This is a genomic window from Vibrio sp. B1FLJ16 (assembly GCF_905175385.1).
Classification (GTDB): domain Bacteria; phylum Pseudomonadota; class Gammaproteobacteria; order Enterobacterales; family Vibrionaceae; genus Vibrio.
Genome location: NZ_HG992749.1, coordinates 578,568 through 603,015 on the forward strand (window position 1 = coordinate 578,568; position 24,448 = coordinate 603,015).

Genomic DNA, 24,448 nt, shown 5'->3' on the forward strand with positions numbered 1-24,448 from the left:
CGTAATAGTCTATTTTTCCACAGTCGTGAGCATTAGTCTCACAGTTTTTAAAAAAGTTCGATATGGCTCAGCAGATAGTATTAACAAATACAGTAAAAGATAGCCAGTTAGGTCAACGTTTAGACCAAGCTATCGCAGAATTATTCGCTGACTTCTCCCGCTCTCGCCTGAAAGAATGGCTTCTAGAGGGGAAAGTTCAAGTGAATGGTGAAGTTGTCACCAAACCTCGCACCAAAGTCATGGGCGGCGAGGAAATTACATTGCAAGCCGAGCTGGAAGATGAAGAGCGCTGGGAAGCGCAAGATATCCCGTTAGATATCGTCTACGAAGATGATGACATCATCGTAATCAATAAGCCTCGTGATTTTGTCGTGCACCCTGGTGCGGGCACACCAGATGGTACCGTGCTAAATGCATTGCTGCATCATTACCCTGATATCGCAGAAGTGCCGCGTGCGGGTATTGTGCATCGTCTGGATAAAGACACCACCGGTCTGATGGTGGTTGCGAAAACGGTACCAGCACAAACTCGTTTAGTTCGTGCACTGCAAAAACGTAATATCACGCGTGAATACGAAGCGATTGCTATTGGTCGTATGACTGCGGGTGGTAAAGTGGATCAGCCGATAGGTCGTCACTCGACCAAACGTACGTTAATGGCTGTCGCTCCAATGGGCAAACCTGCTGTTACACACTACCGTGTTGCGGAACACTTCCGTGAGCACACGCGTATTCGCTTGCGCCTGGAAACGGGTCGTACTCACCAGATTCGTGTTCATATGTCATACCTGCAGCATCCTTTGTTGGGTGATACTGCTTATGGTGGCCGTGCACGTATTCCGACTGGAGCTTCGCAAGAGCTCACAGACATGATTCGTGGCTTTGATCGTCAGGCACTGCACGCTGTGATGCTGCGTTTTGAACATCCTATCACTGGTGAAGAGCTGGAGTTCCACGCTCCTGTGCCAGACGACATGGTGGCTATGACAGAAGCGTTGCGTAAAGATACCGAAGAGTACGGTTTACCTGACGAGTTCTAAAATGAAGACCATTATCCCCAACTGGCCAGCACCTAAAAATGTCAAAGCTTTCGCCTCTACAAGAGTTGGAGGCTTTTCGACGGGCTCTTATCAAGGGCTAAATCTTGGTGCTCATGTCGGGGATGATAGTTCTGTCATAGAGCAGAACCGTAACTGGTTGGTGCAGCAAGCAAACATGCCAAATGCACCAGTCTGGTTAAACCAAACTCACTCTACCGTTGTTGCTCAAGTTAGCGAGCCAACATCTCAGGTGCTCGAAGCAGATGGCGTGTTTACCAGCTCTGCTAATGTTATCTGCTCTGCAATGACTGCGGATTGTCTTCCAGTGCTTTTAACCAATACCCAAGGTACGCAAGTGGCCGCAGTTCATGCTGGCTGGCGTGGTCTGGCAAATGGCATCGTTGAAAATGCATTAGAGATGTTTTCTGGTGAGGTCATGGCGTGGCTGGGGCCTGCTATTGGTTCCGAAGCGTTTGAAGTTGGAGAGGACGTTCTGCAAGCCTTTATGGACTTCGACCCTCAAGCAGAGCAAGCTTTTGTTCCTCGTGATATCAAAGGTAAGTGGTTTGCTGATATGTCAAAACTTGCCTCTCAGCGCCTTAATAAAGCAGGTGTCACTCTGGTCTTTGATTCTGGTTTATGTACCTACCAAAACCAGCAAGATTTTTACTCCTATCGTCGAGATGGCGTGACTGGTCGCCAAGCAACTTTTATCTGGTTGGGTGATTAGGCTTTAACCTGTTATTGTGGATGGTGATGCATACGTCTGAGTTTGCAATACTGTTTATATTTATTTACATCCTCCCTTGAAATTCCCTTTCCGAGTATCCATCTTTCTACTGTTATCAGTATTCTCTTAGTGAGGTTAGGAAGGTAGATATGCGTCTTGATAGATTCACAAGTAAATTTCAAATCGCTATCTCTGATGCCCAATCACTGGCGTTAGGGCGCGATCATCAGTATATCGAGCCAGTTCACCTGATGGTGGCTTTGCTTGATCAAAATGGCAGTCCAATTCGTCCGTTGCTGACTATGCTGGACGTGGATGTCACTCACCTGCGCTCTAAGCTGGGCGAAATCCTTGACCGATTACCAAAAGTAAGTGGCATTGGTGGTGATGTGCAGCTTTCTGGTGCTATGGGTACGTTGTTCAATCTGTGCGACAAAGTCGCCCAAAAGCGCCAGGACTCTTACATTTCGTCAGAAGTATTCCTGCTAGCCGCACTTGAGGATAAAGGACCGCTTGGTCAGCTACTCAAAGAAGTTGGTCTAACTGAGCAAAAAGTCAGCCAGGCTATCGAAAAGATCAGAGGTGGTCAAAAGGTCGATGATCCAAATGCTGAAGAGCTACGTCAGGCACTGGAAAAGTTCACCATAGACCTTACAGAACGTGCAGAGCAGGGCAAATTGGATCCAGTGATTGGTCGTGATGATGAGATCCGCCGTACGATTCAAGTATTACAACGCCGCACCAAAAATAACCCAGTGATCATTGGTGAACCTGGTGTAGGTAAAACGGCGATTGTTGAAGGTCTGGCACAGCGCATTATCAATAATGAAGTGCCAGAAGGCCTACGTGGCCGTCGTGTTCTTGCTTTAGATATGGGCGCACTGGTTGCGGGTGCAAAATACCGCGGTGAATTCGAAGAGCGCTTGAAATCAGTATTGAATGAGTTATCCAAAGAAGAAGGTAACATCATTCTGTTTATTGATGAGCTGCATACTATGGTGGGTGCCGGTAAAGGTGAAGGTTCAATGGATGCGGGTAACATGCTGAAACCAGCATTGGCGCGCGGTGAACTTCACTGTGTCGGCGCTACCACCTTGGACGAATACCGTAAGTACATTGAAAAAGATGCAGCGTTAGAGCGTCGTTTCCAGAAAGTGCTGGTGGATGAACCAACAGTTGAAGATACCGTGGCGATCTTACGTGGTCTTAAAGAGCGCTACGAGCTGCACCATCATGTGGAAATTACTGACCCCGCTATTGTTGCGGCAGCGAGTCTGTCACACCGATACGTTTCTGACCGTCAGTTACCTGATAAAGCGATCGATTTAATCGATGAGGCAGCATCCAGCATCCGTCTGCAAATCGACTCTAAACCGGAAGCACTGGATAAGTTAGAGCGTAAAATCATTCAATTGAAGATTGAACAGCAAGCGTTAAGTAACGAGCACGATGAAGCGAGTGAAAAACGTCTGACGACTTTAAACGATGAGCTGAATGAGAAAGAGCGTGAATACGCTGAGCTCGAAGAAGTGTGGAATACGGAAAAAGCGGCACTTTCCGGTACGCAGCACATCAAATCAGAGCTTGAACAAGCGCGAATGGATATGGATTTCGCGCGCCGTGCAGGTGACCTGAACCGTATGTCTGAGCTGCAGTACGGCCGTATTCCTGAGCTTGAGAAGCAGTTGGATCTGGCGGCGCAAGCTGAAATGCAAGAGATGACGCTGCTGCGCAACAAAGTGACAGACAACGAAATTGCGGAAGTACTCTCCAAACAGACCGGTATTCCGGTGTCTAAGATGCTGGAAGCGGAGAAAGAGAAACTGCTACGCATGGAAGATGTTTTACATCAGCGTGTTATCGGTCAGGTAGAGGCGGTTGAGGTGGTATCGAATGCAATTCGCCGTAGCCGTGCAGGATTGTCAGATCCAAACCGACCAATTGGCTCTTTCTTGTTCTTAGGTCCGACTGGTGTGGGTAAAACAGAACTGTGTAAGACACTGGCAAACTTCATGTTTGATAGTGAAGACGCTATGGTGCGTATTGATATGTCGGAGTTCATGGAGAAACATTCCGTAGCGAGACTGGTTGGTGCGCCTCCGGGTTATGTTGGTTATGAAGAGGGCGGTTATCTGACGGAAGCGGTTCGTCGTAAACCTTATTCAGTCATTCTGCTGGATGAGGTAGAGAAAGCGCATCCAGATGTGTTCAATATTCTGCTCCAGGTATTGGATGACGGGCGTCTGACTGATGGCCAGGGCCGTACGGTTGATTTCCGTAATACTGTGGTGATCATGACGTCAAACCTAGGTTCTTCACGAATTCAGGAAAACTTCGCCGTACTGGATTATCAGGGTATTAAAGACGAAGTGATGGATGTGGTCAGCAAGCACTTCCGTCCAGAGTTCTTAAACCGGGTTGATGAAACTGTAGTCTTCCACCCACTTGGTAAAGAGCACATTAAGTCGATTGCTTCGATCCAGTTGGAACGTCTGCACAAACGTCTGGCTGAGAAAGATTACGATCTGGAAGTCGGTGACGAGGCGTTGGAGCTGATTGCTCAAGTCGGTTTTGACCCTGTGTATGGTGCGCGTCCGTTGAAACGTGCCATTCAACAAAATATTGAGAACCCATTGGCGAAATCAATCCTTTCTGGGCAGTTCTTACCAGGAAAGCCGATTGTACTCGGCGTCGAAGACGGCAATATTACCGCCAGCCAATAGTATTATCAGAAAGTATTAACGAACAAAGCCATGCATCTGCATGGCTTTTTATACCAATCTGGATAAGTAGGTGGTCAGCTTATTGCGCAGGTAAAATCGCTTAGAGCAAGGCATAGATTGAAGTAACTAGTTATTCTAATTGCAAAATCTATAACGCAGCTATCAGTGGTTTTAACCAGCAAGAATGAGCAAATACTTATGTAGATTGGTATCATCCCAACTAAGATCACTATGGCTCGATAAGCGGCCTTAATGGTTAGGGTTTAAGAGAAGTTGGCATTTATACGCATCTTCAAATAGTCTTCAGCTGTGATTGGTTCATAAACCTTTTTCTGACCCTGAATAACCTGATCGCGGTTTGCCTGGCAGAAAAACGCCATGCTATACCGAGAGTCCTGGTTCTCTTCCGCAGTTGGCATACGCACGCGGTGCAGAGTCGATTTCAGTACGTCATCACTCCAGCGCATCAGCATGTCACCGATATTACAAGTGATCACGCCCGTTTTTGGTTCTACTGCACTCCAAACCAAGTTTTCCTTGGCGTCTTTCCCTGCCGCAGCTTGTAATCCGCCTTGATTTTCCTGCTGGAATACCATGGTTAAACAGTCAAAATCGGTATGCGCACCCGCGCGCCAGAATGTACCGTTTTGTGGTACTTCTTTCATTGGCAGATAATGCAGCATACGCAAAGTACTCAGGTAGTTTTCTGAATCTCTCTGGTGCGCTTTAGTGAAAAAGTCACGTTCAAAGCCGAGTTTATCGGCAAAGCAAGACAGGATCTTCATACCGAGCTGCCAGGCCTGATGCTCGAATGACAGCAGGTGCGATTCAAAACCTTCGACCAGATCATTACTCGGCCACAGGTCACCCATGTGAGGCAGAGTAATTTGATATGACTCTTTTTGATCCGCTGTCCCTGTAGATGGGCGAACTTGTTGTTTAAACTCCCAACCGGCATTCAAGCCTTCTTTAAGCGGAAACTGTGCTTTGTCTTCAACAGGGAGCGAGAAGAACTGCTCACTGAGTTTAAATGACTTTTCAATGTCAGCTAAGCTGATGCCGTGATCGACAAGCTGGAAAAAACCGACTTGAGTGGCGGCCTGCCAAAGCTGTTCAGTGATCTCTTCACGACGGTTTTCAAAGTCATGTAAATTGATCAGAGGGATTGCGGTATCGTTAGCTTCCAATCCCTGGCCGCCAATGGTTGTTTCAAAGTTAAGTTCATCTAAAAGGTATGATTGAGTCATTATTGCTTTCTCCAATTAACAATTAAGCAAGTGCTTGTTAATGGAGCAATGTCCAGTAATAGCAAAGCATCAATATTTTGCTATTACAGACCGCTTCTACTCCGGGGTCGATCGAGATGAATCCATTCGAACGGAGCCACCTCGAACAATCTAGTTGTCAGATAATGTAGCTACCAAACGCCATGTTGTATTTGTTCTGCTTCATCTTCAAGTAGTGGTCCTATTACTTCCACTTCACGTTGTCCTGAATCAAACACGGTTCTGCATGGTAGCGCTAGAGTCGGATTCTCCGGATGGTTGCCGGTGATCTGTTTAAGTTTCTCTTCACTGAGTCCATAAACAATACGGCCAACACCAGCCCAGTAGATAGCACCAGCACACATCGCGCATGGCTCTGCGGAAATATATAGAGTACAGCGGGTTAGAAAATCTGGACGATATAATTTGCTCGCTTTAGTCATGATCAAACGTTCGGCGTGACCTGTCATATCGAAATCGGGCAGGTAGCCGTTAATTTGTTCCAAAAGAATCTTGCCGTGTTCGTCAACCAGTACTGCTGAAAATGGGTGGATGCCTTTGGATTTTGCCTTTTCTGCTAGAGCAAAGCTGTGGCGCAAAAATTTGAAATCAGTGTCTTGGTTTATCGCGGGTATATTTTGCATTGTTATTTCTACCTCTGTTTTTCTTCTTCAGTCAGGCTCCAAGAGAAGCAAGCGCGTTGTACCCAACTAACGGCTTTAAATAGCAACATGCTAACAAGTGATAAGAACACCAATGCAGCAAACGCTTGAGGGATTTTGAAATAGGATGTGGAGAACTGAACCAGATAGCCTAGGCCTTTCTCTGCAGCGACGAACTCTGCTATCACTGAGCCAATTACCGCTAACGTGATCGCCACTTTTACACCACTAAAAATATGTGGAATGGCGTAAGGCAGGCGAATTTGCCAAATCGTTTTACTGTTTTTCACACTTAACGAGCGCGATAGTTCAATCAGTTCTGGTGGCGTTGCCAGCATGCCCGTTGTCGCTGAGACCACAAGTGGGAAAAAGGTGATCAAACAGGTAATGGTTAAACGAGGTGCATCACCGGTTCCCAGGATTACAATCAATAGCGGCGCAATGGCTACGACAGGCGTAGATTGGATCACGACCAAGATTGGAAACAGAGCCTTAGTAAGAAACTTTGAGTTCACCATCATGATCGCCAGGGGAATACTAATTAAAAAAGAGATCCCAAAGCCAAGTAGTGCAATACGTAATGTCGCCCATAAGTTATCTAACCATCGCTCCATTGGAACTTGGCTGAATGCCAGCGCAATATCTGATGGTGCGGGCAAAATGAATGAAGGCACCGAAAAGGTGCGACATATCACTTCCCAAATTGGGATTAGCGTCAATATCGCGAAAAGTGGCAGCCAGTTCTGCGACCATTGTGATATATACCGTTTCATATCTATTCCTTTAGACGAGTTCGATTAAGCGACCGTTTTACGTAGTGGCTTCACGTTGTCGTTATTCTTGCTATCCGAATGACTTGGTTCTTCAGAACGATAAAAATACTCACGGATCTTATTGGTATATGAGCCAAAGACCGGATTCTGAAGAGTGTGGATGTCTCTTGGGCGAGGTAAGTCAATATCGATTTCCTCTAGTACTGTGCTCGGGCGCGGTCCCATCACTAAAACTTTGTCTGCGAGCAGTACCGCTTCTGAGATAGAGTGAGTAATAAATAGAACGGTTTTCGGCTTCTCCATCCAGATCTTCTGCAGTTCAAACCCCATTTCTTCGCGCGTTAAAGCATCAAGTGCAGAAAATGGCTCATCCATGATCAAGATATCCGGATTGAGTAATAAGGCTCTCGCGATGCCGACACGCTGCTGCATTCCACCTGACAACTGATTCGGCATGCTAGATTCAAAACCTTTTAGTCCGACGGTGTCCAAAAGCACTTCGGCATGTTGCTGTTCTTTCTTCGTGATGTAGTTAAACTTGTGCTTAAGTGGGAACAGAACATTATCGAGAATATTCTTCCAAGGTAATAATGTCGGTTTTTGAAATACAATACCTATGTCTTCTCGTGGCTCAGTTACCGGTTGGCCGAAAACAGAAATCTCACCTTGGGTTGGAAATATCAGACCTGACAACAGACGCAGCAAGGTCGACTTGCCGCAGCCTGAGGGACCAACGATGGCAACAAATTCATGTTTATTCACATTAAAATTGACATCGTTGAGAACCGTAACCGATTGTTTGTCAGAGTGATAGGTATGCCCTATGTTCTTGAACGAAACAAATGGTTGCATTATTAGTTCACCTCTTGGAAGAATTGACGAGAAACCGCGGTTTCTGGGTCTAGCTTACTAAGGTCAAGACCTTGCGCTTCCGCTGTCCATTTCCAGGTTTCATTTAAACGATCAGGAGTAAATACGCCCACGCCGTCTTTTTCGGAGACTTCGTTCATAACCAAACTACGAATGGACTTGATGGTATCGGTGGCTTGCGCAGCGTCGACCTCCGGCACCATCTTATTTACAGCAGCACCGCTTTGCTCTGGATTTTTCCACGTGTATTCGACTGCTTTTGCATAAGCTTTAACGAATCGCTTAACTACGTCTGGGCTTTGTGACATGAATTTGTCGCTGGCGATGATTGATGATGAGTAGAAGTCAAGACCTGCATCATACCAAGGCAGTACAGTGAGCTTTTTGCCTGCTTGCTCCGCTTGCTGTGAGTTTTTAACGCGATCTGTCATCCACGAAATCATCACATCAGACTGCCCGGTTATCAGCATCGGATTAAGTGCGCCGGGATCGGCTTTAAGAACTTTTACGCTGTTCTCATCAATACCATTTTTCTTAAGCATGATTGGCAGAAAAACGTTCGCAGAAGTAAACGGAGAAGTGACGATCGTTTTACCTGCGACATCTTTAACTGACTTCACACCAGAACTATCAAGTGCGTAGAAAGCATAAGGCGCCTTATTAAAGGTTGAGTAAACGGCTTTTACCGGCACATTATCATTTGCTTTTGCGACCATCAGAGCCACGATGTCTGCAGAACCAATGTCGGCTGTGCCTGTCGCGACTTTAGTTATTGCATCTGTAGAGCCTTTACCGCCCAGAATAGTTACATCCAGATCCTCGTCTGCAAAGAACCCTTGTTGAACCCCAACGAATATCGGAGCTTTATCGCCTCCAGGTAACCAGTCAAGCTGGAAAGTTACTTTATCTGCTGCAAGGCTACTTCCTGAAGCGCATAGCAAAGATAATGAAAGGGCAAGTTTGTTTAATTTTGAAATAGTTTTCATAGTTACTCCGTGTCTTCCTTTTCACTTTCTCTAAAGGCGTGACCGTATTTTTGATTACGCAGCTTTAGGTTAACTATGAGCAATGTCCCGATACTTTTTAGCTTGGTATCTAACCGCTTCTACTCACGCTTTCATTTAACAATTAGCAAACAATGTGCCATGGATGGAAAGTAACCAATATGATTTCATGTAACTTGTGTTTAACAAACGGTTTACCTTGGCCTCTGGTGGTGCTAACGCATAAAGCGTTGTATACAAAAAGTGCACATTCAGAGTTTTTACTTAAGGTATATTGCACTTAATCTGTGCATCTTGACCTTAAAAACAACATTTTGGTGCACTTTACGCAAGCTAGGCGCTGGTTAGGAGGTACTTTTAAGGTGGTGTAGTAATTGCATTGTATACAGAATGATACATGGGAGTGGTGGATATACTCCCTCATATATTAATTGAGTAGAAGCGGTCAGAAGTTAATTCTCCGGGACATTGCTCAAAGGTCAATCGACCTTGGTTGTCTTAATGAAGATGAGATAACGATTGTTCATTGAAAAGGAAATTTACATGAACTACTTAATTAAAAATGCTAATAGCGTGTTTTCTTCTAAACAGGATGTGCAGGATATACGGATTCAGAACGGCGTCATCACTGAGTTAGGTCAGAATCTAGCTCCTAACTACAGTGAGAAGCTGGTTGATGCGACAAATTGTGTTGTCTATCCGGGGCTGGTAAATACTCACCATCATATTGCTCAGTCAATATTAAAGGGAATTCCGGCTGGCATTAATCATGGTTTAGGTGACTGGCTGGCGAGCGTCCCGTATCGCTATTGGCCTCAAATTACCCCTGAGATTATGTATTCAGCTGCTAAGTTAGGTTTTTATGAGTTACTCCGCTCCGGAGCTACAACCTGTGCTGACCATCATTACCTCTATCATGCGAACTCCAGCCAGGAGCTAGAAGATGTCCTTTGGCAGGCGGCTGATGAAATGGGGATTCGCTTAGTATTATGCCGAGGTGGGGCAACCGTAAAAGGAACACATAAAGGATTGGCAAAAGCGGGCGTTATTCCCGAATCTGCAGAACAGATGATTTCACGCTTAGATCATACTCGGAGCCGTTACCATCAGGAAGGGGGAGCCGCAATGCGTAAATTGGTGGTTGCTCCGACCACGATTGCTCACTCTGCGACGCCATCTGATCTCAAGTTGACGGCTGAATATGCTAGAAGTCAGAAACTAAGAATGCACTCTCATCTATTAGAGGTGAAGTTTGATAATGAGCAAGCTTTAGCTAAATACGGCATGAGCGCGGTTGAGTTCGCTCAAAGCTGCGACTGGCTGGGCGAGGACGTGTGGTTTGCTCATTTGGTTCAGGTAAGTGAAAAAGATATCCAGCTATTAGCAGAAACCAAAACAGGTATAGCTCATTGTCCGACTTCTAACTGTCGCTTAGGGAGTGGGATTGCTCCTGTCATTGATATGGCGAAAGCGGGTATGCCAATTTCTCTGGGAGTGGATGGCTCTGCATCTGCAGAGTCAGGGTCGATGTTACAAGAACTAAATCTGACTTGGTTAATACACAGAGCGCAAAATGGGCCTGATGCTACAACATTGGAAGAAGTCGTTAAATGGGGCAGTAAAGGCGGAGCTGATATTTTAGGTCTTACAGATGTGGGGGAGATTAAAGAAGGTTATGCAGCAGATCTCGTTCTTTATGATTTGAATCAGCCACGTTTATCTGGCTGTCACTCTTCACTAATGGCTCCAATCATGTGTGGTGAACCTGCATCTGTTAAAGTGAGCTTTGTAAATGGACGGATTGTCTACCAGCAAGAACATGACGCTCAGTACGGCTATTTAGTCGAAGAAGTAAGAAAATCGATCGCTGAACTTAATCAACGTGTGGCGAAAATAGAGTCATAAGCCTAGTCTTTGTCTATAGAATCCTCAAGTTGATGGTTATTTAAACGTTCAGTCTAAAAATGTCTTTTTTAGACTGAATTCCCCTTGCCAAGTCAATTTTTCGCCCTATAATTCGCCTCCGTTGTCTCGCTAAGCGAAGCAATATAACAAGGCGGTTGAGTTAAAAAAATAACTCACAGAGAAATAACTGAAAAAAGTGTTTGACACCAAAAGTTATCTCGCTAAAATGGCCGTCCGATTTGAGCAAGCCTCAGTCGAAAAGCTCTTTAACAATATAGACCTATCAATCTGTGTGGGCACTCGTTGATGATAATCCAATTAGAAATTTCTCTTAATAAAGAGGGGTTTCAAATTAGGTTTCAATGAACTGAGTGACCAATCAAGTCTTCGGACTTGGCACAGTCAATTCATTATCGTTCTGTTGGAACGATAATAGCTTTAAAATTACTTTTGTAGTTTTGAAGTCAGTATTCATTGAGCCGAACAAAACTTTAAATTGAAGAGTTTGATCATGGCTCAGATTGAACGCTGGCGGCAGGCCTAACACATGCAAGTCGAGCGGAAACGAGTTATCTGAACCTTCGGGGAACGATAACGGCGTCGAGCGGCGGACGGGTGAGTAATGCCTAGGAAATTGCCCTGATGTGGGGGATAACCATTGGAAACGATGGCTAATACCGCATGATGCCTTCGGGCCAAAGAGGGGGACCTTCGGGCCTCTCGCGTCAGGATATGCCTAGGTGGGATTAGCTAGTTGGTGAGGTAAGGGCTCACCAAGGCGACGATCCCTAGCTGGTCTGAGAGGATGATCAGCCACACTGGAACTGAGACACGGTCCAGACTCCTACGGGAGGCAGCAGTGGGGAATATTGCACAATGGGCGCAAGCCTGATGCAGCCATGCCGCGTGTGTGAAGAAGGCCTTCGGGTTGTAAAGCACTTTCAGTCGTGAGGAAGGTAGTGTAGTTAATAGCTGCATTATTTGACGTTAGCGACAGAAGAAGCACCGGCTAACTCCGTGCCAGCAGCCGCGGTAATACGGAGGGTGCGAGCGTTAATCGGAATTACTGGGCGTAAAGCGCATGCAGGTGGTTTGTTAAGTCAGATGTGAAAGCCCGGGGCTCAACCTCGGAATTGCATTTGAAACTGGCAGACTAGAGTACTGTAGAGGGGGGTAGAATTTCAGGTGTAGCGGTGAAATGCGTAGAGATCTGAAGGAATACCGGTGGCGAAGGCGGCCCCCTGGACAGATACTGACACTCAGATGCGAAAGCGTGGGGAGCAAACAGGATTAGATACCCTGGTAGTCCACGCCGTAAACGATGTCTACTTGGAGGTTGTGGCCTTGAGCCGTGGCTTTCGGAGCTAACGCGTTAAGTAGACCGCCTGGGGAGTACGGTCGCAAGATTAAAACTCAAATGAATTGACGGGGGCCCGCACAAGCGGTGGAGCATGTGGTTTAATTCGATGCAACGCGAAGAACCTTACCTACTCTTGACATCCAGAGAACTTTCCAGAGATGGATTGGTGCCTTCGGGAACTCTGAGACAGGTGCTGCATGGCTGTCGTCAGCTCGTGTTGTGAAATGTTGGGTTAAGTCCCGCAACGAGCGCAACCCTTATCCTTGTTTGCCAGCGAGTAATGTCGGGAACTCCAGGGAGACTGCCGGTGATAAACCGGAGGAAGGTGGGGACGACGTCAAGTCATCATGGCCCTTACGAGTAGGGCTACACACGTGCTACAATGGCGCATACAGAGGGCGGCCAACTTGCGAAAGTGAGCGAATCCCAAAAAGTGCGTCGTAGTCCGGATTGGAGTCTGCAACTCGACTCCATGAAGTCGGAATCGCTAGTAATCGTGGATCAGAATGCCACGGTGAATACGTTCCCGGGCCTTGTACACACCGCCCGTCACACCATGGGAGTGGGCTGCAAAAGAAGTAGGTAGTTTAACCTTCGGGGGGACGCTTACCACTTTGTGGTTCATGACTGGGGTGAAGTCGTAACAAGGTAGCGCTAGGGGAACCTGGCGCTGGATCACCTCCTTATACGATGATTACTCACGATGAGTGTCCACACAGATTGATATGGTTTAGATTCAGAGCAAAAAATTGGTTCTGCATAAAATGCAAAGCAATTTTATGTGGGGCTATAGCTCAGCTGGGAGAGCGCTTCGCTGGCAGCGAAGAGGTCATCGGTTCGATCCCGATTAGCTCCACCACTGATTTTTGTGTCCCGTTCGTCTAGAGGCCTAGGACACCGCCCTTTCACGGCGGTAACAGGGGTTCGACTCCCCTACGGGATACCATCTTTAAGCGCACTTTCTTCGAAATAGAAAGCAGAGTGCTTTTAAAAATGGTTACTTCATTGAAGTGATTTGCTCTTTAACAATTTGGAAAGCTGACAAAGTAATCTTTATGATTACTTGTAAAGTTCTCAAAGTATTCATGTATTTGAATACAACTAAAAACACATTCAAGTGTTCTTGGGAATAACATCAATGATGTTATTCATATTTGAGTACGGAAAAATCGAAATGTCTCTCGCTCATTCAAATAATGAGAGACAACTTTGGTTGTTTAACGTCAATTCGAAACTTCTTCGGGTTGTATGGTTAAGTGACTAAGCGTACACGGTGGATGCCTTGGCAGTCAGAGGCGATGAAGGACGTATTAACTTGCGATAAGCCCAGATTAGGCAGTAAAAGCCACTTGAGTCTGGGATTTCCGAATGGGGAAACCCACTAGCATAAGCTAGTATCGCTGCGTGAATACATAGCGCAGCGAGGCGAACCGGGGGAACTGAAACATCTAAGTACCCCGAGGAAAAGAAATCAACCGAGATTCCGAAAGTAGCGGCGAGCGAAATTGGACTAGCCCTTAAGCTTTATATGCGTTAGACGAACGGTCTGGAAAGTCCGGCGATACAGGGTGATAGCCCCGTAGTTGACAACGCACATTCAGTGAAATCGAGTAGGGCGGGACACGTGATATCCTGTCTGAATATGGGGGGACCATCCTCCAAGGCTAAATACTACTGACTGACCGATAGTGAACCAGTACCGTGAGGGAAAGGCGAAAAGAACCCCTGTGAGGGGAGTGAAATAGAACCTGAAACCGTGTACGTACAAGCAGTAGGAGCAGGCTTTGTCCTGTGACTGCGTACCTTTTGTATAATGGGTCAGCGACTTATATTCAGTGGCAAGGTTAACCATCTAGGGGAGCCGTAGGGAAACCGAGTCTTAACTGGGCGTTTTAGTCTCTGGATATAGACCCGAAACCAGGTGATCTAGCCATGGGCAGGTTGAAGGTTGAGTAACATCAACTGGAGGACCGAACCGACTAATGTTGAAAAATTAGCGGATGACTTGTGGCTAGGGGTGAAAGGCCAATCAAACCTGGAGATAGCTGGTTCTCCCCGAAAGCTATTTAGGTAGCGCCTCGGACGAATACTACTGGGGGTAGAGCACTGTTAAGGCTAGGGGGTCATCCCGACTTACCAACCCTTTGCAAACTCCGAATACCAGTAAGTACTATCCGGGAGACACACGGCGGGTGCTAACGTCCGTCGTGGAGAGGGAAACAACCCAGACCGCCAGCTAAGGTCCCAAATTACTACTAAGTGGGAAACGATGTGGGAAGGCTCAGACAGCCAGGATGTTGGCTTAGAAGCAGCCATCATTTAAAGAAAGCGTAATAGCTCACTGGTCGAGTCGGCCTGCGCGGAAGATGTAACGGGGCTAAGTAGTAAACCGAAGCTGCGGCAATATACTTTTGTATATTGGGTAGGGGAGCGTTCTGTAAGCGGTTGAAGGTGTGTGGTAACGCATGCTGGACGTATCAGAAGTGCGAATGCTGACATGAGTAACGATAAAGGGGGTGAAAAACCTCCTCGCCGGAAGACCAAGGGTTCCTGTCCAACGTTAATCGGGGCAGGGTAAGTCGACCCCTAAGGCGAGGCCGAAAGGCGTAGTCGATGGGAAACGGGTTAATATTCCCGTACTTCTTACAATTGCGATGGGGGGACGGAGAAGGCTAGGTGGGCCTGGCGACGGTTGTCCAGGTTCAAGTGCGTAGGCTTAAGAGTTAGGTAAATCCGGCTCTTTTTAAGGCTGAGACACGACGTCGAGCTACTACGGTAGTGAAGTCATTGATGCCATGCTTCCAGGAAAAGCCTCTAAGCTTCAGATTGTAAGGAATCGTACCCCAAACCGACACAGGTGGTCGGGTAGAGAATACCAAGGCGCTTGAGAGAACTCGGGTGAAGGAACTAGGCAAAATGGTACCGTAACTTCGGGAGAAGGTACGCTCTCGACGGTGAAGTCCCTCGCGGATGGAGCTATTGAGAGTCGCAGATACCAGGTGGCTGCAACTGTTTATTAAAAACACAGCACTGTGCAAAATCGTAAGATGACGTATACGGTGTGACGCCTGCCCGGTGCCGGAAGGTTAATTGATGGGGTTAGACTTCGGTCGAAGCTCTTGATCGAAGCCCCGGTAAACGGCGGCCGTAACTATAACGGTCCTAAGGTAGCGAAATTCCTTGTCGGGTAAGTTCCGACCTGCACGAATGGCGTAATGATGGCCACGCTGTCTCCACCCGAGACTCAGTGAAATTGAAATCGCTGTGAAGATGCAGTGTACCCGCGGCTAGACGGAAAGACCCCGTGAACCTTTACTACAGCTTGGCACTGAACATTGACCCTACATGTGTAGGATAGGTGGGAGGCTTTGAAGACGGTACGCCAGTATCGTTGGAGCCGTCCTTGAAATACCACCCTTGTAGTGTTGATGTTCTAACGTTGACCCCTTATCGGGGTTACGGACAGTGCCTGGTGGGTAGTTTGACTGGGGCGGTCTCCTCCCAAAGAGTAACGGAGGAGCACGAAGGTGGGCTAATCACGGTTGGACATCGTGAGGTTAGTGCAATGGCATAAGCCCGCTTGACTGCGAGAATGACAATTCGAGCAGGTGCGAAAGCAGGTCATAGTGATCCGGTGGTTCTGAATGGAAGGGCCATCGCTCAACGGATAAAAGGTACTCCGGGGATAACAGGCTGATACCGCCCAAGAGTTCATATCGACGGCGGTGTTTGGCACCTCGATGTCGGCTCATCACATCCTGGGGCTGAAGTCGGTCCCAAGGGTATGGCTGTTCGCCATTTAAAGTGGTACGCGAGCTGGGTTTAGAACGTCGTGAGACAGTTCGGTCCCTATCTGCCGTGGGCGTTGGAGAATTGAAAGGGGCTGCTCCTAGTACGAGAGGACCGGAGTGGACGAACCTCTGGTGTTCGGGTTGTGTCGCCAGACGCATTGCCCGGTAGCTAAGTTCGGAATTGATAACCGCTGAAAGCATCTAAGCGGGAAGCAAGCCTTGAGATGAGTTCTCCCTGATACTTTAAGTATCCTAAAGGGTTGTCGTAGACTACGACGTTGATAGGCAGGGTGTGTAAGCGTTGTGAGGCGTTGAGCTAACCTGTACTAATTGCCCGTGAGGCTTAACCATACAACACCCAAGGGGTTTTGATGGACTCAATAAAAGAACATTGAATGTGTAAGAACGAGAATTAAAAAAACAGCTTTCCAGATTAAAGAATTTGCTTGGCGGCCATAGCGTTTTGGACCCACCTGATTCCATTCCGAACTCAGAAGTGAAACAAAACAGCGCCGATGGTAGTGTGGGGTTTCCCCATGTGAGAGTAGGACATCGCCAGGCTTTAAATTATGGACATTCGTTGTAATAACGGGTGATACCACTGCGGAGTGGTAGTTCAGTTGGTTAGAATACCGGCCTGTCACGCCGGGGGTCGCGGGTTCGAGTCCCGTCCACTCCGCCACTTATTAGAGAGTCGTCTCGTTAAATACGAATTAAAGGGGTGTAGCTCCAATTGGCAGAGCAGCGGATTCCAAATCCGCGTGTTGGGAGTTCGAATCTCTCCACCCCTGCCATATTTAGGCTCTAGTCGAAAGGCTAGAGCCTTTTTCGTTTATTTGAGTTAAATATTTCAATTGGCAGAGCCGCGGATTCCCCGAAACGCCAAAACCAGTGCGTGTTGGGAGCTTGTAGCAACTCCCATCGAATCTTCGGTGTGCCGACCCAGTCCCTCCCTGTCATATTTAAGGCTCTAGTCGAAAGGCTAGAGCTTTTTTCGTTTATACGAATGTCGGATGATATACAACGAACTTGCTGCTATTATCACTGCACAATTTAAATTATGGAAAGCAAGTTTATGCCACATTTTCGATTCCGTGCGGTAGAGCCTCAAACTGTTCAGGCGCTATCAAAGCCTCTGACGGATGAACTGCAACCACTGATTGACTGTCCTCGTGAAGATTTCACTTTTGAATACATCTACACGACATTTTTTAGCGAAGGTGAAGTCAGCACTGCATACCCGTTTGTAGAAGTTCTTTGGTTTGATCGTGGTCAACAAGTTCAAGATAAGGTAGCTGAAGCAATTACTCAGCAAGTTAGGGGAATTGTGGGTGAAGATATAGATGTTGCAGTAATATTCACTGTACTTTCCCCGAAAGCTTACTACGATAACGGTGAGTATTACTAAGGTGTGGCTTAAGATGCTGAGCCTGATACTTTATTGACTCTGTGCCTCAGCTTCTTTGTATGCGGCTTTGTTGAATTAGCATTTTCCCATCCTTATCTCCAGTCCCCTTTGATTGTGACTATACCTACGGTTGCCTAAGCTTAAATTATGGAGAGATAGCAGTTTTATGTCAGACTATCTTTACCTTTCTTTCTTCACTTTATTGTTCAAAAACGTGAACGCAATTCCATCCGGATGCAAAACACTCATTCATGTTAACTAAATAGTTGTCGAAGGTATCATGTCGATTTTCTAATCTGCATTATGAAACTGGATAAGTATCATGGTTTTGTCTACAGTGAGTAATACGAATATAAAAATCAACCACATTAGTTTGGGTGTCATGTTATAGGAACTCTAAATAACTAAAGGGTTACAGGTTCTCGGTAGTCTTACCTTTGTTGTTTCAAGTTCTTTTGTCGCGATACTCTTATTTCTACTCAATATGTCTGTCGATTGGTAAAACTAAAATAGCAACGCAGATATTTGTATTATAAGCGGGGTTAGTTGTACTGCCTGCCAATGGAAGTAATCAAGGATAGAGCCATGACTATGATTTGTGCAAAAGAATTTGCTGAGTGGTTAAGACACAGATTTAGCAGTGAGAGTAAAGGAGTCTTCTTGACCCGAGAAGATATTAATCAACTAACTGGGCGTCAACGTCTAGACCCCGGGTTTATCAATGATGTGCATTATGAACTGATGCAGTCAGAGATAGCTTTCGTTACTGATACGAGTCGGGAGAATTTTTACTTGGTGCCGGTGTCGCAAGCACAAAATTGGCGGGAAAGGCTCGAATATCATTTTGAGAAAGAGCTGTACTGCAACATCTACCCTATTGAAAAGTCAGGATGAAAAAGGTTCAACTTTGCGAGCAGAGTTGAACCTTACTGTTTACGCTAATCCCTGAATTATCACGAATTTTTCTAGCAATTGCTCTTCCGTTTCAACATGATTCGGGTCAGTGATAATGCATTTCGTGATAGGACAAACCGACTGACAAGTCGGTTTGTCATAATGACCTTTGCACTCTGTACATAAGTCAGGGTCGATTTCGAAAATACTCTCCCCCATGCTGATCGCACCGTTTGGGCACTCTGGATCACACATGTCACAGTTGATGCACTTATCGGTAATGAGTAACGCCATGATTACTTACCAGTTGGATTACGGGTATCCTGACCTGCATTAAGGTTGCGCATTAACAGACCATATTCTAAATCCATATCTTCTGGAACGGGAATAAATACAAAGTGGCCGTTACCTTTTGCATCTTCAATAGTTTCAGACTTACGGTTTTCCATCGCTTCCAGAGTGAAGATAACGTTACCTTTTGGCGTCATTAGCTCAAGGCTGTCACCTACAATAAACTTGTTCTTCACTTCTACTTCAGCCATGTCACCACGTCGTTTACCAGTGAACTCGCCGACAAACTGTTGTGCGTCAGACACTGAGTAGCCGTAGTCGTAGTTTTGGTAAGCATCATGTGTATGGCGACGTAAGAAGCCTTCAGTGTAACCACGGTGAGCTAGGCTCTCTAACGTACCCATAAGATTTTCATCGAATGGTTTACCCGCAACAGCATCATCAATCGCTTTACGGTATACCTGAGCGGTACGAGCACAGTAGTAGAAAGATTTAGTACGACCTTCGATTTTCAGTGAGTGAACACCCATCTTCGTCAGACGCTCAACGTGCTGCACCGCACGCAGGTCTTTTGAGTTCATGATGTAAGTACCGTGCTCATCTTCAAATGCCGCCATTTTTTCTTCTGGGCGGTGAGCTTCTGAAAGCAGGACTACTTCATCAGTAGGTTTACCACGACCGATTGTGGTTTCAGGACGTTCGTCCTGAACTTCGACAGGCTGAGCTTCTGCCGGGTCAAACTTTTCAACGATATCGCCAGTGTCGTTTTCTTTGCCTTCCTCAACCTTGTACTCCCAACGACATGCGTTAGTACATGTTCCTTGGTTAGGGTCACGCTTATTGATGTAACCAGAAAGCAGGCAGCGACCTGAGTACGCCATGCAAAGTGCACCGTGAACAAATACTTCTAGTTCTGTTTCAGGACAGTGCTCGCGAATTTCTTCGATTTCTTCCAGAGACAACTCACGAGAAACGATCACACGTTCCACACCGTTTGCCGCCCAGAACTTAACGGTTGCCCAGTTAACGGCGTTAGCTTGTACTGAAAGGTGAATCGGCATTTCCGGGAAAGCTTCACGAACCATCATGATTAAACCAGGATCAGACATGATCAGGGCGTCAGGACCCATTTCAACGACAGGTTTAAGATCACGAATGAAGGTTTTTAACTTCGAGTTATGAGGTTGAATGTTACATACCACGTAAAGCTTTTTGCCTAAGGCGTGCGCTTCATCGATACCGATTTTCAGGTTTTCGTGGTTAAACTCGTTGTTACGTACACGAAGACTGTAGCGAGGCTGGCCAGCGTAAACTGCATCTGCGCCATAGGCGAATGCGTAACGCATGTTCTTTAGGCTGCCTGCAGGAGACAGTAACTCGGGTACGAATGCTTTCTCAGTTGTCATTGCTCAATTCTCTTATATCTGATCACAAGTCAGGCCAGTTCCACCTAGTGGAAATGGGGCGCAAATTTTACGTCAAAATGTGAACTGTGACTAGGGAAAATGTACTTTATATAAACAAACGCCCCATAAAAAGTAGGGGCGTATTCATTAAGTGATAGTGAGATATTAAGCGTTCGGGTTTGGCAATCCGCCCAGTGCCTCGTACAGATTTGGCAGGAAAGCACTAAACTCACCACACATCAGTGAAAAGTCTGCATCAAAACGTGCAGCTTGGTCTTCGCGTGGAATATCTTCGTTTTGATCTCTTAGTTCATCAGAGAACTTCAGGCGTTTGATTCCAGAATCTTCAGCCATGATGAACTCGATTCTGTCTTGCCAGTTAAGAGCAAGCTTTGTTACGACTTTATCTGCAGCGATGTGGTTGCGGATTTCGTCTGTTGTAAGCTCTTGTTTCTTACAACGGATCACGCCGCCTTCTTCCAATACCGATTTCAGTTCGGCTTCGTCCATCATAGTGATACCTTGTGGTGTATCACCAGTTTTGACCCACTCGGTTAGCGTGGTTTCAATCGCTGTTTCTGGAATTGCAGGAACAACTGGTAAGCTACCCATAGATTTACGTAGTAAGGCAAGCACATCTTCGGCTTTCTTGTAGCTAGCTGCATCGACAAGAATAAAGCCTTCTTGAGGCATGATTAACACGTGTGTGTGGCTGCTGCGGCTAAACGCGCGAGGTAGCAGGTCCATCACGATGTCATCTTTCAGGTTATCTTTCTCTGTTTTTTTCAGTGGGCGACCTTCTTGCGCTTCCATCGCTTCAACTTTTGCATTCAAAGAGTCTTTGATTACCGATGCAGGAAGCATTTTTTCTTCTTTCTTGGCACAAATCAGAATGCGGTTTTCTGATACGTGAGTCATCATGTCGCCATGTTTACCCATAGCACTGACCCAGCCAAACTTTTGCTTGTCCTGGCTGCCGCAAGGAGTGAATCGAAACTCCGCTAGCTGAGTTTCTAGTTGATCTGCGTTGAAGCTAACCTCACGGTTAACACGGTATACCAGACAGTTTTTAAACCACATAAATCTTCTCTAGGCTTGATGACAAGGTCCTAATCATAGGGAATTTTGGCGCTGATGTCTTAATAGAAATGAAAAATATCCGGATGAACTGCAAAAGAAAGTTATGTGAAAATTTGTTTTCAAAGGTCACAAAAGTGTCATAATTGGTAGTGATAATGCTTATGCATCGAGGGGCGAGTCGTCTCTTAAATTCATTAGCTCAACTTACATAAGGTTATTCGTTTATGTCTAGAAGGATTCTGGTTGTTGAAGACGAAGCTCCGATTCGTGAAATGCTCTGCTTCGTACTTGAACAGAAAGGTTATCAGGCAGTGGAAGCGGAAGATTACGACACTGCAGTAACCAAACTGGCTGAACCCTTCCCTGATTTAGTTTTACTGGATTGGATGCTACCGGGCGGTAGTGGTATTAACTTCATCAAGCACATGAAACGCGAAGAGCTGACACGCAACATTCCTGTTGTGATGCTGACGGCTCGTGGTGAAGAAGAAGACAAGGTTCGCGGGTTAGAAGTCGGTGCGGATGATTACATCACTAAACCTTTTTCTCCTAAAGAGCTGGTTGCTCGCCTTAAAGCGGTTATTCGCCGTGTCACCCCAACAGCTTTAGAAGACGTTATTGATGTGCAAGGGTTGAAGCTTGATCCTGTTTCGCATCGTGTTACAACGAATGATGAAGCCGTTGATATGGGGCCAACCGAATTCAAGATGCTGCATTTCTTTATGACACACCAGGAGCGAGTTTACAGCCGTGAACAGCTGTTAAACAATGTCTGGGGCACAAACGTGTATGTTGAAGACCGTACGGTTGATGTTCATATTCGTCGCCTGCGTAAAGCATTAGAAGCCGCTGGCCATGACAAGCTGATCCAGACTGTTCGTGGCGCAGGTTACCGCTTCTCAACTAAGGCATAAATTCGTACGCAACTTATCAGTACCATTTCCGGAGTAATGAGTGGTTGAAAGATTAACGTGGAAAAAGCTGGCCTGGGAGCTGGCTTTTTTTTACACCCCTTGGGTGATAACAGGTTGGATATTCGGTTATATGCCGTGGTTGCTGCTAGCTGCCACGGCATTGCAGCTTGTGTGGCACTTACATAATCAGGTGAGATTGTCGTCCTGGCTATGGGATGAAAAGCGACTCACGCCTCCTTCAGGAAGTGGCAACTGGGAGTCACTGTTTAACGGCTTATACCGGTTGCAACAACGCCAGCGTCGCAAGCGCAAGGAACTGACTAATTTAATCCGCCGGTTCAGGAATGGTGCGGAATCTCTGCCTGATGCGGTCGTTGTATTTCGTGCGGAAGGCAACATCGTCTGGTGCAACAAGCTAGCTCAACACCTTCTGGGTTTCCGCTGGCCGGAAGACTCAGGTCAGCCGATTTCAAACCTTATCCGCACACCAGATTTCATTAAATACCTCAGTAAACAAGACTTTTCAGAGCCGTTAGAAATGCGCTCGCCGCTGAATGTGGAGAGGATGCTAGAGCTACGTATTGTGCCCTACACGGAAGGTGAGCACCTGATGGTTGTGCGTGATGTCAGTCAATTAAAACAGCTTGAAGGCATGCGCCGTAACTTCTTCGCTAACGTTTCCCATGAGTTACGTACTCCGATGACGGTGCTGCAGGGTTATCTGGAAATGACCGAAGATCCGGACATGATAGTAGGACCGATGTGGACCAAGGCTCACGGGGTTATGACCGAACAGCTTAACCGGATGAACAGCTTAGTGAATCAATTGCTGACGTTATCTAAGATTGAAGCCGCTCCAATGCATGAACTGGAAGATGTGGTCAATGTACCTGCGATGCTTGAAGTCCTGGAAAAAGAAGCTTTAAGCTTGAGTGGTGATGACCAGCACAAACTGAAGTTTGACGTTGATAAAAGCCTGCGAGTGTTTGGTGATGATGATCAGCTGCGTAGTGCGATATCGAACTTGGTGTATAACGCGGTTAAATATACTCCTCCGGGTGCGAATATTAATGTACGCTGGTTTCAGACCGTTCAGGGGGCTTGTCTTGAAGTCGAAGACAGTGGTGATGGCATTGAGCCGCAACATTTACATCGGCTGACGGAACGTTTTTACCGCGTAGATAAGGCTCGCTCTCGTGACACGGGAGGAAGCGGTTTGGGACTCGCCATCGTGAAGCATGCATTGAGTCACCATGATTCCCATTTAGACATTCACAGTGAGGTAGGGGTAGGGAGTAAGTTCTCTTTCGTACTCCCTAGCCGTTTGGTGGCAAAGTAATGGTCGTACGAATTAGTAAAATGGTGGGCATGGCGATATTTATAGCCTGGGCTTGTTCCGCTAAAGTCTTCGCGCATCATGAGCTCCCGCCAAACTATCAGAAAACAACCGGCATAGTCGGTAACCTGCTCTCGGTAGGATCCGACACTCTGGCAGGCATGACGACTTTATGGGTTGAAGAGTTTAAATCTATTTACCCTAATATTAATGCTCAAGTTCAGGCTTCAGGTTCATCAACAGCGCCGCCAGCCTTAACGGAACAGACAGCACAGTTCGGGCCTATGAGCCGGCCGATGCGTCTGAAGGAAATTGAAGCCTTTGAAAGCGAACATGGCTACAAGCCAACCGCATTGCGTGTCGCTATTGATGCTATCGGCATCTTTGTTCATCAGGATAACCCTATTGAGGGGCTGAATTTTAGTCAACTGGATGCGATATTCTCTGCCACTTTGCGCTGCGGCGAAAGTCAGTTCATTACCAACTGGCAGCAGTTGGGTGTTCAGTCTGAATGGGCGAAGCGCAATTTACAGCTGTTCGGCCGTAATTCAGTATCTGGTACCTATGGCTACTTCAAGAGTAACGCTCTGTGTGGTGGGGACTTTAAGACTCGCGTAAACGAACAGCCGGGTTCAGCATCTGTCGTACAGTCTGTTGCTTCAACGATCAGCGGTGTAGGCTATTCCGGTGTCGGCTATCGCGTGGCAGGGGTTCGTTTATTGCCGATTGCTAAATCTGGAACTGACTACATACAACCAACTCGAGATAATATAGTTTCAGGTAAGTACCCACTATCGCGCTATCTATATGTATATGTGAATAAGCATCCGGACTTTCCTTTATCGCCAATAGAAGCTGAGTTTATTCGTTTTATCTATTCTGCTGAGGGACAAGCGTTAGTTGAGAAAGACGGTTATGTGTCAATCAGTGCTGACTTTGCAGTGCAAGAATTAAAAAAAGTCGGCTTATAAGCCGACTTCTTGTTGAGATGTTAAG

17 protein-coding genes, 4 tRNA genes and 3 rRNA genes are annotated in these 24,448 nt (G+C 46.5%); 16 read left to right on the forward strand and 8 right to left on the reverse strand.

The features are described 5' to 3' along the window. Positions 1-62: 62 nt before the first annotated feature. The 3 genes from rluD (at position 63) to clpB (ending at position 4,493) form a co-directional block, all read left to right on the forward strand. Entirely contained in the window at positions 63-1,040 is a 978-nt protein-coding gene (gene rluD, locus KHN79_RS02635) for a 23S rRNA pseudouridine(1911/1915/1917) synthase RluD (protein WP_182009428.1), read from the forward strand. 1 nt (position 1,041) lies between these two features. Then, a complete protein-coding gene (gene pgeF, locus KHN79_RS02640) occupies positions 1,042-1,770 on the forward strand; it encodes a peptidoglycan editing factor PgeF (RefSeq protein WP_182009427.1) in 729 nt (242 codons plus the stop codon). A gap of 149 nt (positions 1,771-1,919) precedes the next feature. Further along, entirely contained in the window at positions 1,920-4,493 is a 2,574-nt protein-coding gene (gene clpB / locus KHN79_RS02645; protein WP_182009426.1) for an ATP-dependent chaperone ClpB, read from the forward strand. A gap of 263 nt (positions 4,494-4,756) precedes the next feature. Here the strand turns inward: clpB and KHN79_RS02650 are convergent, their stop codons facing one another. From KHN79_RS02650 to KHN79_RS02670, 5 genes are all read right to left on the reverse strand, one after another. Then, positions 4,757-5,740, reverse strand: a complete 984-nt coding sequence (locus KHN79_RS02650) for an isopenicillin N synthase family oxygenase (RefSeq protein WP_182009424.1) — start codon at positions 5,738-5,740, stop codon at positions 4,757-4,759. A gap of 170 nt (positions 5,741-5,910) precedes the next feature. Then, positions 5,911-6,402 carry a nucleoside deaminase gene (locus tag KHN79_RS02655; protein WP_182009423.1) on the reverse strand — a complete coding sequence of 164 codons (492 nt, stop codon included), beginning with the start codon at positions 6,400-6,402 and terminating at the stop codon, positions 5,911-5,913. Positions 6,403-6,410: 8 nt separating this feature from the next. Then, entirely contained in the window at positions 6,411-7,193 is a 783-nt protein-coding gene (locus KHN79_RS02660; protein WP_182009422.1) for an ABC transporter permease, read from the reverse strand. Between the two features lie 24 nt (positions 7,194-7,217). Then, complete coding sequence (locus tag KHN79_RS02665; protein ID WP_182009421.1) at positions 7,218-8,045, reverse strand: ABC transporter ATP-binding protein; 828 nt, start codon at positions 8,043-8,045, stop codon at positions 7,218-7,220. A gap of 2 nt (positions 8,046-8,047) precedes the next feature. Then, complete coding sequence (locus KHN79_RS02670) at positions 8,048-9,049, reverse strand: ABC transporter substrate-binding protein (protein ID WP_182009419.1); 1,002 nt, start codon at positions 9,047-9,049, stop codon at positions 8,048-8,050. A 561-nt stretch (positions 9,050-9,610) separates the two neighbouring features. Between KHN79_RS02670 and KHN79_RS02675 the strand changes: the two genes are divergently transcribed. The 10 genes from KHN79_RS02675 (at position 9,611) to KHN79_RS02720 (ending at position 18,425) form a co-directional block, all read left to right on the forward strand. After that, positions 9,611-10,972: an amidohydrolase family protein gene (locus tag KHN79_RS02675; RefSeq protein WP_182009417.1), complete on the forward strand. Its 1,362-nt coding sequence runs from the start codon at positions 9,611-9,613 to the stop codon at positions 10,970-10,972. Between the two features lie 493 nt (positions 10,973-11,465). Then, positions 11,466-13,018: ribosomal RNA gene (locus KHN79_RS02680) — 16S ribosomal RNA — on the forward strand. Positions 13,019-13,115: 97 nt separating this feature from the next. Further along, positions 13,116-13,191: transfer RNA gene (locus tag KHN79_RS02685), tRNA-Ala, on the forward strand. Positions 13,192-13,202: 11 nt separating this feature from the next. Then, positions 13,203-13,278 (forward strand) — tRNA-Glu (locus KHN79_RS02690). A gap of 304 nt (positions 13,279-13,582) precedes the next feature. Continuing rightward, positions 13,583-16,474 (forward strand): 23S ribosomal RNA (locus KHN79_RS02695). A 94-nt stretch (positions 16,475-16,568) separates the two neighbouring features. Next, a 5S ribosomal RNA gene (gene rrf, locus KHN79_RS02700) occupies positions 16,569-16,684 on the forward strand. Together the 16S, 23S and 5S rRNA genes with 4 tRNA genes alongside form the textbook arrangement of a ribosomal RNA operon. A gap of 44 nt (positions 16,685-16,728) precedes the next feature. Continuing rightward, positions 16,729-16,805 (forward strand) — tRNA-Asp (locus KHN79_RS02705). 35 nt (positions 16,806-16,840) lie between these two features. Beyond that, positions 16,841-16,917 (forward strand) — tRNA-Trp (locus KHN79_RS02710). Positions 16,918-17,198: 281 nt separating this feature from the next. After that, positions 17,199-17,531 (forward strand): DUF1904 domain-containing protein, encoded by a 333-nt coding sequence (locus KHN79_RS02715; protein ID WP_182010319.1) that lies wholly within the window; start codon positions 17,199-17,201, stop codon positions 17,529-17,531. A gap of 585 nt (positions 17,532-18,116) precedes the next feature. Further along, complete coding sequence (locus tag KHN79_RS02720) at positions 18,117-18,425, forward strand: hypothetical protein (protein WP_182010320.1); 309 nt, start codon at positions 18,117-18,119, stop codon at positions 18,423-18,425. Between the two features lie 39 nt (positions 18,426-18,464). Here the strand turns inward: KHN79_RS02720 and KHN79_RS02725 are convergent, their stop codons facing one another. The 3 genes from KHN79_RS02725 to rdgC all read right to left on the reverse strand — a co-directional run bounded on the left by KHN79_RS02725 (position 18,465) and on the right by rdgC (position 21,202). Continuing rightward, positions 18,465-18,719, reverse strand: a complete 255-nt coding sequence (locus KHN79_RS02725) for a YfhL family 4Fe-4S dicluster ferredoxin (RefSeq protein WP_182010321.1) — start codon at positions 18,717-18,719, stop codon at positions 18,465-18,467. A 2-nt stretch (positions 18,720-18,721) separates the two neighbouring features. Continuing rightward, positions 18,722-20,122, reverse strand: a complete 1,401-nt coding sequence (yegQ, locus tag KHN79_RS02730) for a tRNA 5-hydroxyuridine modification protein YegQ (protein WP_182010322.1) — start codon at positions 20,120-20,122, stop codon at positions 18,722-18,724. 165 nt (positions 20,123-20,287) lie between these two features. Continuing rightward, positions 20,288-21,202 carry a recombination-associated protein RdgC gene (gene rdgC, locus KHN79_RS02735; protein ID WP_182010323.1) on the reverse strand — a complete coding sequence of 305 codons (915 nt, stop codon included), beginning with the start codon at positions 21,200-21,202 and terminating at the stop codon, positions 20,288-20,290. 224 nt (positions 21,203-21,426) lie between these two features. On the opposite strand from rdgC, the gene phoB reads away from it, so the two are divergent. From phoB to KHN79_RS02750, 3 genes are read left to right on the forward strand one after another with little or no spacing between them, the layout of a single operon-like run. Further along, positions 21,427-22,116 carry a phosphate regulon transcriptional regulator PhoB gene (phoB, locus tag KHN79_RS02740; protein ID WP_182010324.1) on the forward strand — a complete coding sequence of 230 codons (690 nt, stop codon included), beginning with the start codon at positions 21,427-21,429 and terminating at the stop codon, positions 22,114-22,116. A gap of 40 nt (positions 22,117-22,156) precedes the next feature. Next, complete coding sequence (phoR, locus tag KHN79_RS02745) at positions 22,157-23,455, forward strand: phosphate regulon sensor histidine kinase PhoR (RefSeq protein ID WP_182010325.1); 1,299 nt, start codon at positions 22,157-22,159, stop codon at positions 23,453-23,455. Continuing rightward, on the forward strand, positions 23,455-24,423 hold the full coding sequence (locus tag KHN79_RS02750) for a phosphate ABC transporter substrate-binding protein (protein WP_182010326.1): 969 nt from the start codon (positions 23,455-23,457) through the stop codon (positions 24,421-24,423). Before phoR ends, KHN79_RS02750 begins: the two co-directional genes overlap by 1 nt. Positions 24,424-24,448 lie beyond the last annotated feature (25 nt).

Bases quoted from the DNA above. Each gene is read 5' to 3' on its own strand.
- pgeF (WP_182009427.1), top strand. From the start codon at position 1,042: ATGAAGACCATTATCCCCAACTGGCCAGCACCTAAAAATGTCAAAGCT.
- rluD (WP_182009428.1), top strand. From the start codon at position 63: ATGGCTCAGCAGATAGTATTAACAAATACAGTAAAAGATAGCCAGTTA.
- phoB (WP_182010324.1), top strand. From the start codon at position 21,427: ATGTCTAGAAGGATTCTGGTTGTTGAAGACGAAGCTCCGATTCGTGAA.
- yegQ (WP_182010322.1), bottom strand. From the start codon at position 20,122: ATGACAACTGAGAAAGCATTCGTACCCGAGTTACTGTCTCCTGCAGGC.
- KHN79_RS02725 (WP_182010321.1), bottom strand. From the start codon at position 18,719: ATGGCGTTACTCATTACCGATAAGTGCATCAACTGTGACATGTGTGAT.
- KHN79_RS02715 (WP_182010319.1), top strand. From the start codon at position 17,199: ATGCCACATTTTCGATTCCGTGCGGTAGAGCCTCAAACTGTTCAGGCG.
- KHN79_RS02650 (WP_182009424.1), bottom strand. From the start codon at position 5,740: ATGACTCAATCATACCTTTTAGATGAACTTAACTTTGAAACAACCATT.
- KHN79_RS02670 (WP_182009419.1), bottom strand. From the start codon at position 9,049: ATGAAAACTATTTCAAAATTAAACAAACTTGCCCTTTCATTATCTTTG.
- KHN79_RS02660 (WP_182009422.1), bottom strand. From the start codon at position 7,193: ATGAAACGGTATATATCACAATGGTCGCAGAACTGGCTGCCACTTTTC.
- KHN79_RS02665 (WP_182009421.1), bottom strand. From the start codon at position 8,045: ATGCAACCATTTGTTTCGTTCAAGAACATAGGGCATACCTATCACTCT.
- clpB (WP_182009426.1), top strand. From the start codon at position 1,920: ATGCGTCTTGATAGATTCACAAGTAAATTTCAAATCGCTATCTCTGAT.
- KHN79_RS02720 (WP_182010320.1), top strand. From the start codon at position 18,117: ATGACTATGATTTGTGCAAAAGAATTTGCTGAGTGGTTAAGACACAGA.
- KHN79_RS02655 (WP_182009423.1), bottom strand. From the start codon at position 6,402: ATGCAAAATATACCCGCGATAAACCAAGACACTGATTTCAAATTTTTG.
- rdgC (WP_182010323.1), bottom strand. From the start codon at position 21,202: ATGTGGTTTAAAAACTGTCTGGTATACCGTGTTAACCGTGAGGTTAGC.
- KHN79_RS02675 (WP_182009417.1), top strand. From the start codon at position 9,611: ATGAACTACTTAATTAAAAATGCTAATAGCGTGTTTTCTTCTAAACAG.
- KHN79_RS02750 (WP_182010326.1), top strand. From the start codon at position 23,455: ATGGTCGTACGAATTAGTAAAATGGTGGGCATGGCGATATTTATAGCC.